Raw genomic sequence first — 14,684 nt, 5'->3', positions numbered from 1 at the left:
ATATTTCTATATTATTCAATATTGCCTTTATGTTCAGATGGATGATGTTTGAAGTCTTGTGTGTCGTATGAACTATTTGTTTGTGTTACTTCGCTGTGGTTGCCAGATTCAAAGTGTTTCACAAGGATAACAATTTCACCATCAAGTACGGCTTGCTTAAGCTGTTCTTTTTCATTGTCTGGAAGCTTGAAACGTGTGAATGCAGCTTCTTCAGGATCTTCCCCAATGAAAAAGCGCATGAATTTATCACTGATCGTACCAGCTGTTGGTGTTTGTTTAACTTCTGAATCGTTAAATCGGTCTGTTGACAATCGATCTTTGCTAATAATTGTAATTTCGTGTTCCTTGTAGCCATCACGTAATAATGCATCTACCGCTTGGATTGCGTCATCTTCTGTTTTTACTACTTTAAAATGAGTCATAGTAAATCCCCTCCGATTAATCGTTACTTATTTTGTCACTTACCCTTTAAATTAAAAGTTAAACGCATACATTATTATTATGCGATTAACATATCACTTTTGTAAAGTAGTGTTGATATTTGAAAAAACGCTTGTTTTTCAGACGAGTATTGCGAAAAAACGTTAAATTTGCTATCATCAGTTAATAATTTATATAGACTCATATAATCTGAAGAATATGGCTTTAGAAGTTTCTACCACGTCGCCCTAAACGATGTGACTATGAGTAATGACGGCATCTGTAATACGCAGCTTTTGTTAGGTTCTATTTATTGTGTTTGGTTGATATGGTAGACATCACACAATGAATAGCAAAGAGACTAGCAACTGAGCGTCACTTTACAATTGTATGACGATTACTCAACACCTGAAACGATATTCTTTAGTTTTGGGGTTTTTTTATATCTTGAAGTATCTAGGAGGAGTCGTTTTGGACGCATTAAAGAGAAAAGTCATCGAAGACGGTGTAGTTATTGACGAATCAATATTAAAGGTGGATGGTTTCTTGAATCATCAGATTGATGCGGGTTTAATGTATGAGATTGGTGAAGTGTTCCATTCACAGTTTGGAGATCAAGGTGTGACAAAGGTTTTAACGATTGAAGCATCAGGAATTGCACCTGCCATTATGGTTGCACATCGTTTTAATGTGCCTTGTTTATTTGCTAAAAAAGCAAAGCCGAATACGTTGAATGAAGGGCATTATCAGACAGATGTTCACTCATTTACGAAAAACAATACGAACCGTGTCATCGTGTCAACAGAGTTTTTGTCAGATCAAGATAAAGTGTTGATTATTGATGACTTTCTTGCAAACGGTGAGGCAGCGCTTGGATTACATCGTTTGGCACAGCAAGCAGGTGCGGAAACAGTTGGTATTGGCATCTTGGTAGAGAAGAGTTTCCAACCAGGGCGTGCACGTTTGGAAGAAGCAAGCTTGAACGTTTCTTCGCTTTGCCAAGTGGCATCGTTAAAAGGTAATAAAGTCACATTGTTAGGAGACGACAATGATTAAACGATTCTTGTTGAGTTTACAGCATCTATTAGCCATGTATGCCGGCGCTATTTTAGTTCCTATTATTGTTGCAACAAGTCTTGACTTTACTGCTGAACAGACGGCTTATCTTGTCACAGTCGATATATTTATGTGTGGTATTGCAACCTTTTTACAAGTCTATAAAGGCATTGGTATTGGATTGCCGGTCGTCTTAGGATGTACGTTTACTGCGGTCGCACCAATGATTTTAATCGGACAGACGAAAGGGATAGATGTCTTGTATGGCTCACTTTTCTTATCTGGGTTACTTGTGATCATCATCGCACCATTTTTTGCTTCTCTTGTTAAGTTGTTCCCGCCTGTTGTAACAGGTAGTGTTGTAACAATTATTGGGATTACACTTATGCCGGTTGCGATGAATTATCTCGCAGGGGGACAAGGTGCGAAAGATTACGGAGATCCCAAGCATCTTTTATTAGGTGGTGCGACACTGATTATTATTTTGTTACTGCAACGTTTTGCACAAGGTTTTTTGAAGTCTATTGCAATTTTGCTTGGTCTTATGATTGGTACAATTTTTGCAAGTTTTTTAGGGGTGATTGATGCAGGACAAGTTGCGTCAGCACACTGGTTTGAATTGCCGAGACCATTCCGATTTACAGGGTTTGCTTTTGACTTTGGTGCAACCGTCGTATTTTTCATAGTAGCATTGATCAGCTTAATTGAATCAACAGGTGTTTATCATGCATTGAGCGAGATTACGGGTAAGACATTAATGCGCAAAGACTTCCGCAAAGGTTACATGGCAGAAGGGATCGCCATTACGCTAGGATCTATTTTCAATGCTTTCCCTTATACAGCTTATTCTCAGAACGTTGGACTTGTATCACTGTCAGGTGCGAAAAAGAACGACGTCATCTACGGAATGGTTATTTTACTGATCATTTGCGGATGTATTCCTAAGTTAGGTGCGTTGGCAAATATGATTCCACTATCGGTATTAGGTGGTGCAATGCTTGCGATGTTCGGTATGGTAATGGCATACGGTATGCGCATATTGAACGACATTAACTTCAAGAATCAAAACAACTTAATTATTATTGCTGTGTCAGTTGGTCTCGGTGCAGGGATTACTGCAGTGCCTGAAGCGTTTCAAGGATTGGGTGATCAGTTTTCTTGGCTAACGCAAAATGGGATTGTGTTAGGTACGATTTCAGCAATTGTATTAAATTTATTTTTTAATGGTCTAAACTATCAACAAAATCAAGAAAATGTGAAATAATATAACTAATCATTTTGAATGGAGGCTGTATAGAAATGTGGGAAAACAAGTTTGTTAAAGAAGCGCTAACGTTTGATGATGTATTGCTTATTCCAGCTGAATCAAATGTATTACCAAAAGAGGTAGATTTAAGTGTATCATTATCGGATAAAATTAAGTTGAACATTCCGATTGTATCAGCAGGTATGGATACAGTAACAGAATCAAAAATGGCGATCGCAATGGCACGTCAAGGTGGTCTCGGCGTCATTCATAAAAATATGAGCATTGAAGATCAAGCAGACGAAGTACAAAAAGTAAAACGTTCAGAAAATGGCGTCATCACAGATCCATTTTACTTAACTCCTGAAGAAAGTGTGTACGAAGCAGAAGCGTTGATGGGCAAATACCGTATTTCAGGTGTGCCAATTGTTGACAACAAAGAGACACGTAAACTTGTCGGTATCCTTACAAATCGTGACTTGAGATTTATCGAAGACTTCTCGATTAAAATTTCAGACGTCATGACGAAAGAAGACTTGATTACAGCTCCAGTTGGAACGACGCTAGAAGAAGCGGAAAAAATCCTTCAATCACACCGTATTGAAAAGCTACCATTAATTAAAGATGGCGTTTTAGAAGGGCTTATCACAATTAAAGATATTGAAAAAGTACATGAGTATCCTTACTCAGCTAAAGATGAACACGGTCGTCTACTCGTTGCAGCAGCAATCGGTATTGCCAAAGACACAGCAATTCGTGCCAAAAAACTTGTAGAAGCAGGCGTTGATGCACTTGTTATCGATACAGCACACGGCCACTCACAAGGTGTCATCGATCAAGTGAAATTCATCAAAGAAACATACCCAGAAATTACGGTTATTGCAGGTAACGTTGCAACAGCTTCAGGTACAAATGCTTTGTTCGAAGCGGGGGCAGATGTTGTTAAAGTCGGTATTGGACCAGGTTCAATCTGTACAACACGCGTCGTTGCAGGTGTCGGTGTACCACAAATTACAGCAGTTTATGACTGTGCAACAGAAGCACGTAAACACGGTAAAGCGATTATTGCAGATGGTGGTATTAAATTCTCAGGTGACATCGTTAAAGCACTTGCAGCAGGTGGACATGCGGTTATGCTTGGTAGCTTATTAGCAGGTACAAAAGAAAGCCCTGGAGAAGTTGAAATGTTCCAAGGTCGTCAATACAAAGTATATCGTGGTATGGGTTCATTAGGTGCAATGGCAAGCGGTTCTAACGATCGTTATTTCCAAGAAGACAAAACACCTAAAAAATATGTTCCAGAAGGTGTAGAAGGTCGTATCGACTATAAAGGGCCATTACAAGAAACAATTTACCAATTAATTGGTGGTGTGAAGAGCGGTATGGGTTATACAGGATCACACAACTTACAACAATTACGTGATGAAGCACAATTCACAAAAATGAGTGCGGCAGGCTTAGCAGAAAGTCATCCACACGATGTTCAAATCACTAAAGAATCACCTAACTACTCATTCTAAGATTAAAGGAGTACAACAGTATGGAAATGGCAAAAGAACAAGAATTGATTCTTGTCCTCGATTTTGGTAGTCAATACAATCAGCTGATTACACGTCGTATTCGTGAAATGGGCGTGTACAGCGAACTGCATGATCATGAGATTTCATTAGATGAGATTAAAAAGATGAATCCAAAAGGGATCATTTTATCAGGTGGACCGAACTCTGTTTATGAAGATGATGCGTTCACAATTGATCCAGCAATTTATGACTTAGGTGTACCTGTATTGGGTATTTGTTACGGTATGCAGTTAACAACAAAACTTTTAGGTGGTAAAGTTGAGCGTGCTAATGAACGTGAATACGGTAAAGCCATCATTAAAGCGAAGTCTGACGAACTTTTCCACGGATTGCCAGAAGAGCAAACAGTATGGATGAGTCATTCAGACAAAGTCATTGAAATTCCAGAAGGGTTTGAAGTGATTGCAGATAGCCCAAGTACACAATATGCAGCAATTGAAGATAAAAAACGCCGTATCTATGGTGTGCAATTCCACCCAGAAGTACGCCATACAGAGTTTGGTAACGACTTGTTAGAAAACTTTGTACGTCGTGTTTGTGATTGTACGGGTCAATGGACGATGGAAAACTTCATCGATATTGAAGTACAAAAAATTCGTGAACAAGTGGGCGACCGTAAAGTCTTATGTGCCATGAGTGGTGGTGTAGACTCATCAGTGGTTGCGGTACTTTTACACAAAGCCATTGGTGATCAATTGACATGTATCTTCGTTGATCATGGATTGCTCCGTAAAGGTGAAGGCGACATGGTAATGGAGCAGTTCGGTGAAGGATTCAACATGAATATTATTCGTGTGAATGCGAAAGAACGCTTCATGTCAAAACTTGAAGGTATCTCAGACCCAGAGAAGAAACGTAAAATCATCGGTAACGAGTTCGTATACGTATTCGACGATGAAGCTTCTAAATTAGAAGGCGTTGACTTCTTAGCTCAAGGTACGTTATACACAGACGTAATCGAGTCTGGTACGAAGACAGCGCAAACGATTAAATCACACCATAACGTAGGTGGATTGCCAGAAGATATGGAATTCGAATTAATCGAACCAATTAATACACTTTTCAAAGATGAAGTGCGTGCCTTAGGTATCGAATTGGGTATTCCAGAACACCTTGTATGGCGTCAACCATTCCCGGGACCAGGTCTTGGTATCCGTGTTCTTGGTGAAATTACAGAAGATAAGTTAGAAATTGTCCGTGAATCAGATGCGATTTTACGTGAAGTCATTCGAGAAGAAGGTTTAGAGCGTGAAATCTGGCAATATTTCACAGTATTACCAGACATTCGCTCAGTCGGCGTAATGGGTGACTATCGTACGTATGACTATACAGTCGGTGTGCGTGCAGTAACATCAATTGACGGTATGACAAGTGATTTCGCACGTATCGATTGGGAAGTATTACAAAAAATCTCAACACGTATCGTGAATGAAGTAGATCACGTTAACCGTGTTGTGTATGATATTACATCTAAGCCACCAAGTACCATCGAGTGGGAGTAAACTTAAAATAGATAAAACAAAGACCTTGCAGCCAATATTGGTGTGCAAGGTCTTTTCGTTTGTAATAAGAAAATATAAAAAGACACGATTGTTATAACGATTAACCTCAAGTGTATGCCACAGACAGCTACTATTATTTTACATATTCTCATCAATGATATCTCTCTGTGGAGATTATATTGTAGTTTGTTTTAAGTATTTTTTATCACAAGTTTTACGACCATCAATATGGAGTGAAAGGTTATCTTTAATATTTGACCCTAAAGAATCTAGTACGAAATCGATCCCTTCTGTACGTGCTAATTTCGCTGCAGGAACAAAGTCACTATCGCCAGAGATCAATACAATTTTATCAACTTGTTTTTTATAAGCTAAGGAAGCGATATCTAAGCCGATTTTCATATCGACTCCTTTCTGTGCAAGGCAGAGAACAAAATCATTTTCACATAATTCATCTAGATTTTTACTTTTATTCATTAGTTTTTTAGTAGTTGAGTGCTTAAGGTTGTAATGAACAGTTGTCTCATTTAATTCCCCTAACCTTAAAGCAACTTTACGCTTTTTTGAGAGCTCTTTAAAAAAATCTTCTGTCCATTGCTTAGTTTCACTTTTACTAAAATCTTTATTTTTTCCAAATAACGGGTGGAAAACTTGTTTGTTTATAGGAGGGCAGTCGTAGTAAAAAATTTTATACAACTCGTTATATGTTGTTGAACCATAATTTTCATCTTTTAAATGTCTATTACAATAGCTATATAATTCATTTGCACGATCTTTAGCTGTTAATTTTCCAAAAACACTTGTACTTCTTTTGCGATAATAACCACCATCTACCAATATAGCTGTTTTCATTTGAAAGTAATGCCTCCTCAATTTATGGAGACACAAAAAAACCCATGATTTTGTCTATCCCCTTATGGTGGGGCGACTACTCTCATAGGTGAGTTAACTGAATATATAATGAAATAATATCACCTATTAATATGAGAGTCAACAACTTATTTTTTATACAAGTCTAATATAGAAAGGAATAGAACTATGTTTGAATATTGTAAGATAAGTTGTTATCTAGGTTTTTCAGTGTCGAATTTATCATTTACACAATATAATATCAAAACGAACTTACATTTGCTACAAGTAGATTTTTCAATGATATTTGAGATGTTATGATATATAGCAAAAATTTTTTCAGAAAGTATTAACTCTGTAACGCATGATATGATTTTCAAATCCTTCTTGGTAAACATTTTAATAATTACATATATTTTTAGTATAGCCTAATAAATAAGTTGATTATCTATAAAAATGACGCTATACTACATGAGAAATAGAGAAAGGAGCAAGACAATGAATAAATTAAATTACATAAAGATTCCCCTTGTTTTAACTGGATTATATTTTGTTTATCCGACACAAGTAGCGCATGCCAATGAAATGGTAGAAGCACCGCAACAAAATACAATGCTTCATGAAGATAGTCAAATCGCACAAGATGAGCAAGTGGAAAGTGAAGAAGCAACAAAGTCAGTGGATCAAGCATTTAATACTGATGAGACACAAACAGCATCGGTAGAAAATAAACAACAAGCGACTGCATATACATATGATGCACAAGCAGTTGAAGAAGATGATTCAGAAGATGCTGATGAGACTGAAGAAAGCTCAGATGAACCGGAAGAGAACTTTACATATGATACATCGAAAGACCCGAACTTTGATGCAGATGGTGATCTGATTGATAAGCGTAGAAAGTTGACAGGAGATGAAGTGAAACACGATACAGCCCTTGTACATACGGATAATGCGAATTATACGGGGCAAATAGAAAGCTTAAAAGGTGGAGATGGAACAGGTGCTGTAATCGGTAAAAATTTAGTGTTAACAGCGGGTCATGTTTTATATAACAATAATACGCCACGAGATTATATGACAGGTGGTTATGTGATACCGGGTAAGGATGGCGATAAAGAGCCATATGGTCGATTTAAAATTAAAGCAATGCACGTACCTGAACAATATGAAGAGACACCTTGGAGAAAGTACGATATGGGAATTATCGAATTAGAGCCGAATGAAAAAGGACAATCAATTGGCGATTTAATTCCACCTTATCGTATTAAACAATTCGATCGAAGTATGATTGGACAGAAAGTGTACAGTCAAGGCTATCCATCCGACAAAAACCCTGTGACGCAAAATCAATGGCATGCAGACGGAAAGATTATTCAAGTTCAAGAACAAGGGACGATTGAATATTCGATGCATAATTCAGAAGGGCAATCGGGTGGCCCAGTTTTATTAGATAAGACACGTGAGATTATTGCGGTACATACGTATGGAACACGTGGTAATGAGTATGGTACGTTAGGAACACCGATTACGTCGGAACTGTATGACTGGATCACAAGCTTTATAGAAAAAGAACCACAAAGTAAGCCAGAAGAAACGATGCCACAAGGTGATACATCTGAAACAGTGAAACCAGCTCTGAAGCAAGATGAAACACAGACATCTGAAGTACAAGATGCACCATCAGAGATAGAAAAGGCACCTAAAACAGCAATGAGTACAAATGATAAAAAAGGTCTCAAAGATAACTCGGAAGAAAATCGTGTTGAACAGTCCGTGATGTCGCCTGTTTCTTCTCATACTGGACAGAAGGTGCCTGATACACCGATTAAAGTTGCTAACTCTGAAGTGAAGCTGGTGACAACTGGTATGACACCACAGTTCAAGCCAGTTTCTATGCAGACATCCAATCAAGTTGGCCACGTGTCTAATATGGAAAATGAACAGGGCACAGCAGTGGCTGAGAGTATGAAGCATCAAAGTCAAACAACGAAAAAACAGTTACCACAAACAGGTGACATACCTACAAACCGTTCTTTCATAGCTGGATTTTTCTTAACAATTCTAGGTATTATGTTATTAAGATTTAGAAGAAAAGTGAAAGGTTTATAAGGAATCAAAGCTAGAGATTCTGAAAAAGGATTTCTAGCTTTTTTTATTGCATGTGTACATATCAAGCAAAGAGATGTGAAGTGACAAATTCTGAAATATTCATTATATTAAATGAAAGCGCTACAATTTTAATTTGAGAGGTGGATATGATGAACTACATCAAACATGTAACTTCTGAAGATGGCACAATGATTCATATGAAAGTGAACGACATTGTCGGAGAATCGGCTAAAGCGACGGTCATTATTGTACATGGACTGGCGGAGTCACTGGAACGCTATGATGAAATTACGAACTATTTGAATGCGAATCAGTTCAATGTTGTTCGTTATGATCAACGGGGTCATGGTCATTCTGGTGGACAACAAACATTTTATAGTGGCATTGATGAGATTGTAGAAGACTTATCAGCAGTCGTAAACTATGTGAAAGAGACGTTCGAAGGAAAAGTGTATTTGCTAGGTCACAGTATGGGTGGTTACACAGTAACACTGTTTGGAACGAAACATCCGAATATGGTTGATGGTATCATTACTTCCGGTGCGTTGACACGTTATCAATTGGAGTTGTTTGGCTATCCAGATCGCAGTATACCACCTGAAACATACGTGGCTAACGAATTAGGACAAGGTGTCTGTTCAGATCCAGATGTCATGAAGAAATATGAGTTAGATGATTTGAATGCGAAACGAATTTCGATGGGGTTGATTTTCACGCTTTTAGATGGCATTGAATATTTGAAAGCAAATGCCGAAAAGTTCATCGACAATATTCTGATTTTGCATGGTAAAGAAGATGGACTTGTAAGTTATAAAGATTCTTTACAATTATTTAATGAGATTGGATCAGAACATAAATCGATTCATATATACGATGGTTTACAGCATGAAATATTAAATGAAAGTTCATACAATCAAAATATTTTTGCGGAAATCGTTGCTTGGTTAGAAAATGAATTGGAACGATAAATTTCACAAGACACATAAAAGCTAGAGCCTAGATATCAGGTTCTAGCTTTTTATCTTATACGTCTTTTTTAATTGTGACTGTGACATCACCACTCCCTAAAGTTTCACGTAGGTCTATGTTATCTAGTAAACGCCCTAATCTTGTATAGGTGTAAGGTGTTGAGAAGCTTTCATAAAATAAGACGAGTGTATCTGATCCGTATAGCATTAAATCACCTGATTGAATGGTTTGGACAGGTTCTTGTTGAGAAGGGAATGACTTATCGAACGTATAGTATTTTTCATTGTGATGTAGGTCAGACATAGGAATTGTGAGTGGCAAGTTCTCTAAAAGCTTCTGTGTTGTCGCATTATGATCGAGTTCTGCTTGAAATGTTTTATCTTTAACTGTTAGTGCAATACGTGTCATCGTTTGTTGTCCCTTTCTTTATGACGTTGATAAGTTCATTTTAAGTTTTGTAAGAATATGGCTCAAAGAATATGACTTGAATTGAAACAGAAGTGTTCAAAAAAGTATTTAAGTATGTTAGAGTAAGCGATGGATTAAAGAAAAAGACGTATCACTAAAGGATAACCCCAACATTTTTCGATACGTTCTATCACATGGATGTGTAAACGCCTAAGAGACAGAATGGGCGTTTTTCATTTTGTATCAGGAGGGAAGAAATGATGAAGATGTTGATCACTTTTTTAGTGACATCATTGCTGAGTTTTGCAGTTTTTTCAATTGCAGGTTTTGTAGCGAGCAATGTGGAATGGGCACATATTATAGCGATGTCATTGCTTGTAGGTCTATTGATTGCTTGGACTTTCAATCCGATTGCACCGTTTAACTTAAAAAAACAATACTAGTCACGGACGTGGTCATCCATTATTTGGGTGACCTTTTTCTATGTTGTCGCATGTGCTAATATGAAAAGAAATGGACGAGAATGGAAGTGATGGGATGATTGGGATTAGTGCGTGTTTAATCGGAGAAGCGGTTCGCTATGATGGCGGTCATAAGCGGCAAGATGCATTGAAGCAGTTGATCGATTGTGGAGAAGCCGTTGCGATTTGTCCAGAAGTGCTCGGCGGATTGTCCGTCCCACGCGAACCATCGGAACTTATTAATGGCAATGGAGTGTCTGTATGGGAAGGACACTGCGAGGTAAGAACACAATCGGGGAGAGACGTGACGCAGACTTTTAAACTTGGTGCACAAGAAGCACTCCATATTTTACAACAATATCATATTGATACGGTAATCTTGAAAGATGGTAGTCCATCTTGTGGCAGTACGGAGATATACGATGGTCAATTCAATGGTACAAAAACACAAGGTGTCGGTGTGACAACCGCTTTACTTCAGCAACACGGTATCCGTGTTTACAATGAGCACAATTGGCATACGATGTTTTAAAAATAAAGGCATGCGTCTCGAACGCATGCCTTTTCCTATATTGTTGTATGTCATTGTTTTAAGTCGTGATAACAGCAATCGAGTGTAGGGGTATGAAGTTGGTGAAGTTGCGATTGGCGGTAAATATAACCTTGTATCGCTTCCACTTCTAAAGGCTGTTTGTTTTTCAAATCATAGTACATACTTGTCCCCATATCATCCGGATAGCCAGTGTATATTTGCATAATGTCTTCTGCGGTCGTTTCTGGGAATGTTACGCCACAAGCTTCAGCAACGGTCAGCCCTTCAACTAGAAGTTGACGACATAACGCATAGACGTCTGGGCGTTTGAGTATACGAGCAGTATCTTGTGTGAGTGCCGTCACGGTATTAATGCCTAAATTGACAAGTAACTTATACCAAATGGTCTGTTCAATATTATCTTCAAGTACAAATTCTAACTTGGAGTGCACCAGTTGTTGTGCGAGTTGTTCAGTGTGTGAGTCACGTTGAACATGGATGCGTCGATCTCGGAAATGCGTGACGTATTGTCCTTTCTTTTCGCCGCTAATATAAACGACACCTTGATATGCATGATAGTCTGTTAAAGAATCGAGTTGGCCGTAGCCGTTTTGCGCTAAGATGATGTGTGTATTGGCGTGCGTTATACGTGATAAATGTGGTGCTACGGCTGCTAATTGATATGTTTTAACTGCGATAAAAATAACATCAAAGACACCTTGATGTGTATTGAGTGATTCGACATCAACCGTAGTTTGCGTTTCTGTTTCTCGATCATAGTATGTTCGTACATCCGATTGTCGTCCGAGTAATGTGACAGGCATAGTGGGTTCTAGCGACATGGCAATAGAGGTTCCAACAGCTCCAGCTCCAATGACAGCAATATTTAACATGATATCGCCCCTTTAAGTGTATTTATGTTCACTATAATGGGCGTTTAGGATAAAATCAAAGTAAATACAAATTAAACTTAGTAAGCACTTATTTTAAGATAAAAATAATATAAATAAGAGGTGTCATAGTTGAAAAATTTAAGAGATTTACATCAAATGAAACAGGCAAGTGAAAAAATATCGATGGTTACAGCGTATGATTATCCGAGTGCGAAGCAAGTAGAAGCAGCAGAGATTGATATGATTTTGGTTGGTGACTCGCTAGGAATGACAGTGCTTGGTTACGAGAGTACTGTCGATGTCACACTTGAAGATATGTTGCATCATGCAAAAGCGGTAAGACGTGGTGCGCCGAACACGTATGTTGTGGTAGATATGCCTTTCGGAACAGTAGGTGTTGACATGGCAATAGATTTGAAAAATGCGACAAAGCTTTATCAACAAAGTGGTGCCAATGCGATTAAGGTAGAAGGTGGGCACTTAACAGCATTTATCGAACAAGCAACACACATTGGCGTACCGGTTGTTGCACATTTAGGATTAACACCACAAAGTGTTGGTGTGATGGGCTACCGTATGCAAGGTGCAACGAAGGCGGCAGCAGAGAAGTTGATTGCAGATGCGCAAGCAGTAGAACGTGCAGGCGCAGTTGTGTTAGTGCTTGAAGCAGTACCGAGTGATCTTGCAGCGCATATCAGTGCACAATTAGAAATCCCTGTAATTGGTATTGGTGCGGGAAATGGCACAGATGGACAAGTACTCGTGTACCACGATATGTTATCTTATGGTGTTGATCGTACTGCAAAGTTCGTCAAACAGTATGGAGATTTCTCTACCGGTATTGAAGCATTAAAACAATATGATGTGGAAGTTAAAAGTAGTACCTTCCCATCCGAGCAATATACGTATCAAAAACAAATTATGGATGAGGTGGGCAAATAGATATGACACAGGTCATTACGGAAGTCAAAAAGATGCAAGCGTTAATGAAAGCACAAAAGCGTAAAGGGGTTCGCATCGGATTTGTTCCGACAATGGGTGCGCTACATGATGGTCATCTATCCATGATGCGCCGTTCGGTTAAAAACAATGATATAACAGTTGTCAGTGTTTTTGTAAATCCATTACAATTTGGACCGAATGAGGATTTTGATGCATACCCAAGACAAATCGAACAAGATGTTGCAGCTGTGGAAACAGTCGGTGTCGATTATGTTTTCTATCCGAGTGTTGAAGAAATGTATCCTGATAAGTTAGATATCAATTTGACGGTCGGACGTCTCGCGGAAGTCTTAGAAGGCACACAAAGACCGGGACATTTCGATGGCGTAGTGACAGTCGTCAACAAACTGTTCAACATTGTACAACCAGACTTCGCATATTTTGGAAAAAAAGACGCCCAGCAGTTAGCAATTGTTGAAAAAATGGTAGCTGACTTTAATCATGCTGTGAAAGTGATCGGTGTTGATATCGTTCGTGAAACAGATGGACTTGCGAAAAGTTCTCGTAATGTTTATTTAACAGCAGAGGAACGTCAAGAAGCGCCGCACCTTTATCAAAGTTTGTTGTTAGCGCAGGCGCAATATGACGAAGGAGTGCGTGAAAGTAATCAACTTGTGACGGTGATACGTGATCATTTGGAAGTGAACACATCTGGCCGTATTGAAGAAGTTGCAGTATATAGCTACCCAAAGCTAGAACCTTGTGAAATGATTAGCGGTAGGGTGTTTATTTCATTGGCAGTGAAGTTTTCAAAAGCACGATTGATAGATAATATTATTATTGAATAAACAGAGACACCTCAAAGTATAGGCAGAAAATGATACTTTTGAGGTGTTTTTTTATTTGTCTAAAAGGGATCACTGGATGATTTCGTGATACATATGATGTAATATACTAAAAAAGTAATTGAAGATTGTGTCGTATTTTTGATTAAAATGATATTATCAAAGTTTTTTTAACGCTGCATGGCTTACAGATATTTCAATGACTAGGAGTATGATATTTATGTTTCAAGCAATATTACATGGTTTATTACTCGCTTTAGGATTGATACTGCCTCTAGGCGCACAAAATATTTTTGTGTTCAATCAAGGAGCCAATCATAAAAGCTTAAGAAGTGTGGCACCAGTTGTTATAACAGCTGGATTGTGCGACACACTACTTATTTTATTAGCTGTTCTAGGGGTTTCTCTATTGTTAAATCAATATCCGTCCTTGCAGCTTATTATTTATATCATCGGACTGGTGTTTTTACTATATATGGCTTGGTCTTTATGGAAGGAAAAACCAGCACAAGCAGCAGAGCAGCCTTCAATGTCTACGCGCAAACAAATTGGTTTTGCATTGTCGGTATCGTTGTTGAATCCACATGCGGTTATGGATACAATCGGTGTGATTGGAACGAGTGCATCAGTCTATGTAGGCAGTGAAAAGCTGGCTTTTACGTGTGCGACAATAGGGGTGTCTTGGCTGTGGTTTATTGGTTTGGCGATAATTGGTAAACAGTTGGGACGTGTGGATGCATCGGGAAAATATATTGTGATACTCAATAAAATCTCGAGTCTGATCATTTTAGCTGTTGCATGTATTATTATAAAAAATATATGGTTATTAATTTAAATGTGACATACAAAAAAGATGTGATACCTTTTTG

The 14,684-nt window shown here is 38.3% G+C and carries 15 protein-coding genes and 1 riboswitch; of the genes, 11 read left to right on the top strand and 4 right to left on the bottom strand.

Annotated features, from left to right (window positions below; translation table 11 throughout):
- Positions 1–11: 11 nt before the first annotated feature.
- The gene (locus C7J88_RS06995; protein WP_095118047.1) at positions 12–422 is read right to left on the bottom strand and encodes a YflT domain-containing protein; all 411 of its coding nucleotides are present in this window, start codon (positions 420–422) and stop codon (positions 12–14) included.
- Between the two features lie 179 nt (positions 423–601).
- Positions 602–704, top strand: a riboswitch (purine riboswitch).
- Positions 705–891: 187 nt separating this feature from the next.
- Here C7J88_RS06995 and xpt point away from each other — a divergent pair.
- The 4 genes from xpt to guaA are packed head-to-tail and all read left to right on the top strand — an operon-like array spanning position 892 to position 5,804.
- On the top strand, positions 892–1,476 hold the full coding sequence (gene xpt / locus C7J88_RS06990; RefSeq protein WP_095118046.1) for a xanthine phosphoribosyltransferase: 585 nt from the start codon (positions 892–894) through the stop codon (positions 1,474–1,476).
- Positions 1,472–2,740, top strand: a complete 1,269-nt coding sequence (gene pbuX, locus C7J88_RS06985) for a xanthine permease PbuX (RefSeq protein WP_095118159.1) — start codon at positions 1,472–1,474, stop codon at positions 2,738–2,740. Before xpt ends, pbuX begins: the two co-directional genes overlap by 5 nt.
- A 35-nt stretch (positions 2,741–2,775) precedes the next feature.
- The gene (gene guaB / locus C7J88_RS06980) at positions 2,776–4,242 is read left to right on the top strand and encodes an IMP dehydrogenase (protein WP_095118045.1); all 1,467 of its coding nucleotides are present in this window, start codon (positions 2,776–2,778) and stop codon (positions 4,240–4,242) included.
- Between the two features lie 20 nt (positions 4,243–4,262).
- A complete protein-coding gene (gene guaA, locus C7J88_RS06975) occupies positions 4,263–5,804 on the top strand; it encodes a glutamine-hydrolyzing GMP synthase (protein ID WP_095118044.1) in 1,542 nt (513 codons plus the stop codon).
- A gap of 174 nt (positions 5,805–5,978) precedes the next feature.
- Here the strand turns inward: guaA and C7J88_RS06970 are convergent, their stop codons facing one another.
- Positions 5,979–6,656: an NYN domain-containing protein gene (locus C7J88_RS06970; protein WP_095118043.1), complete on the bottom strand. Its 678-nt coding sequence runs from the start codon at positions 6,654–6,656 to the stop codon at positions 5,979–5,981.
- A gap of 495 nt (positions 6,657–7,151) precedes the next feature.
- Between C7J88_RS06970 and C7J88_RS06965 the strand changes: the two genes are divergently transcribed.
- Positions 7,152–8,765 (top strand): trypsin-like serine protease, encoded by a 1,614-nt coding sequence (locus C7J88_RS06965; protein ID WP_159031409.1) that lies wholly within the window; start codon positions 7,152–7,154, stop codon positions 8,763–8,765.
- A 149-nt stretch (positions 8,766–8,914) separates the two neighbouring features.
- Positions 8,915–9,733 (top strand): alpha/beta hydrolase, encoded by an 819-nt coding sequence (locus tag C7J88_RS06960; protein ID WP_095118041.1) that lies wholly within the window; start codon positions 8,915–8,917, stop codon positions 9,731–9,733.
- A 55-nt stretch (positions 9,734–9,788) separates the two neighbouring features.
- Here the strand turns inward: C7J88_RS06960 and C7J88_RS06955 are convergent, their stop codons facing one another.
- Entirely contained in the window at positions 9,789–10,142 is a 354-nt protein-coding gene (locus C7J88_RS06955; protein WP_095118040.1) for a cyclophilin-like fold protein, read from the bottom strand.
- Positions 10,143–10,399: 257 nt separating this feature from the next.
- On the opposite strand from C7J88_RS06955, the gene C7J88_RS06950 reads away from it, so the two are divergent.
- Together C7J88_RS06950 and C7J88_RS06945 are read left to right on the top strand one after the other, a co-directional pair.
- A complete protein-coding gene (locus C7J88_RS06950; RefSeq protein WP_095118039.1) occupies positions 10,400–10,585 on the top strand; it encodes a hypothetical protein in 186 nt (61 codons plus the stop codon).
- A gap of 94 nt (positions 10,586–10,679) precedes the next feature.
- Positions 10,680–11,135 (top strand): 2-thiouracil desulfurase family protein, encoded by a 456-nt coding sequence (locus C7J88_RS06945; protein ID WP_095118038.1) that lies wholly within the window; start codon positions 10,680–10,682, stop codon positions 11,133–11,135.
- 50 nt (positions 11,136–11,185) lie between these two features.
- Here the strand turns inward: C7J88_RS06945 and C7J88_RS06940 are convergent, their stop codons facing one another.
- Complete coding sequence (locus C7J88_RS06940; protein WP_095118037.1) at positions 11,186–12,028, bottom strand: oxidoreductase; 843 nt, start codon at positions 12,026–12,028, stop codon at positions 11,186–11,188.
- A gap of 129 nt (positions 12,029–12,157) precedes the next feature.
- Here C7J88_RS06940 and panB point away from each other — a divergent pair, with 129 nt between their 5' ends.
- The 3 genes from panB to C7J88_RS06925 all read left to right on the top strand — a co-directional run bounded on the left by panB (position 12,158) and on the right by C7J88_RS06925 (position 14,650).
- Entirely contained in the window at positions 12,158–12,970 is an 813-nt protein-coding gene (panB, locus tag C7J88_RS06935) for a 3-methyl-2-oxobutanoate hydroxymethyltransferase (RefSeq protein ID WP_095118036.1), read from the top strand.
- A gap of 2 nt (positions 12,971–12,972) precedes the next feature.
- The gene (gene panC, locus C7J88_RS06930; protein ID WP_095118035.1) at positions 12,973–13,818 is read left to right on the top strand and encodes a pantoate--beta-alanine ligase; all 846 of its coding nucleotides are present in this window, start codon (positions 12,973–12,975) and stop codon (positions 13,816–13,818) included.
- Between the two features lie 217 nt (positions 13,819–14,035).
- The gene (locus tag C7J88_RS06925; RefSeq protein WP_095118034.1) at positions 14,036–14,650 is read left to right on the top strand and encodes a LysE/ArgO family amino acid transporter; all 615 of its coding nucleotides are present in this window, start codon (positions 14,036–14,038) and stop codon (positions 14,648–14,650) included.
- Positions 14,651–14,684 lie beyond the last annotated feature (34 nt).

Source organism: Staphylococcus muscae (assembly GCF_003019275.1).
Classification (GTDB): Bacteria; Bacillota; Bacilli; order Staphylococcales; family Staphylococcaceae; genus Staphylococcus; species Staphylococcus muscae.
The sequence above is the reverse complement of the archived record's forward strand: the minus strand, read 5'-3'. Positions and strand labels throughout refer to the sequence as shown.

Excerpts from the sequence above, each read along its gene's own strand:
- C7J88_RS06995 (WP_095118047.1), bottom strand. The coding sequence starts at position 422 with ATGACTCATTTTAAAGTAGTAAAAACAGAAGATGACGCAATCCAAGCG.
- guaB (WP_095118045.1), top strand. The coding sequence starts at position 2,776 with ATGTGGGAAAACAAGTTTGTTAAAGAAGCGCTAACGTTTGATGATGTA.
- guaA (WP_095118044.1), top strand. The coding sequence starts at position 4,263 with ATGGAAATGGCAAAAGAACAAGAATTGATTCTTGTCCTCGATTTTGGT.
- C7J88_RS06970 (WP_095118043.1), bottom strand. The coding sequence starts at position 6,656 with ATGAAAACAGCTATATTGGTAGATGGTGGTTATTATCGCAAAAGAAGT.
- C7J88_RS06965 (WP_159031409.1), top strand. The coding sequence starts at position 7,152 with ATGAATAAATTAAATTACATAAAGATTCCCCTTGTTTTAACTGGATTA.
- C7J88_RS06960 (WP_095118041.1), top strand. The coding sequence starts at position 8,915 with ATGAACTACATCAAACATGTAACTTCTGAAGATGGCACAATGATTCAT.
- C7J88_RS06955 (WP_095118040.1), bottom strand. The coding sequence starts at position 10,142 with ATGACACGTATTGCACTAACAGTTAAAGATAAAACATTTCAAGCAGAA.
- C7J88_RS06950 (WP_095118039.1), top strand. The coding sequence starts at position 10,400 with ATGATGAAGATGTTGATCACTTTTTTAGTGACATCATTGCTGAGTTTT.
- C7J88_RS06945 (WP_095118038.1), top strand. The coding sequence starts at position 10,680 with ATGATTGGGATTAGTGCGTGTTTAATCGGAGAAGCGGTTCGCTATGAT.
- C7J88_RS06940 (WP_095118037.1), bottom strand. The coding sequence starts at position 12,028 with ATGTTAAATATTGCTGTCATTGGAGCTGGAGCTGTTGGAACCTCTATT.
- panC (WP_095118035.1), top strand. The coding sequence starts at position 12,973 with ATGACACAGGTCATTACGGAAGTCAAAAAGATGCAAGCGTTAATGAAA.
- C7J88_RS06925 (WP_095118034.1), top strand. The coding sequence starts at position 14,036 with ATGTTTCAAGCAATATTACATGGTTTATTACTCGCTTTAGGATTGATA.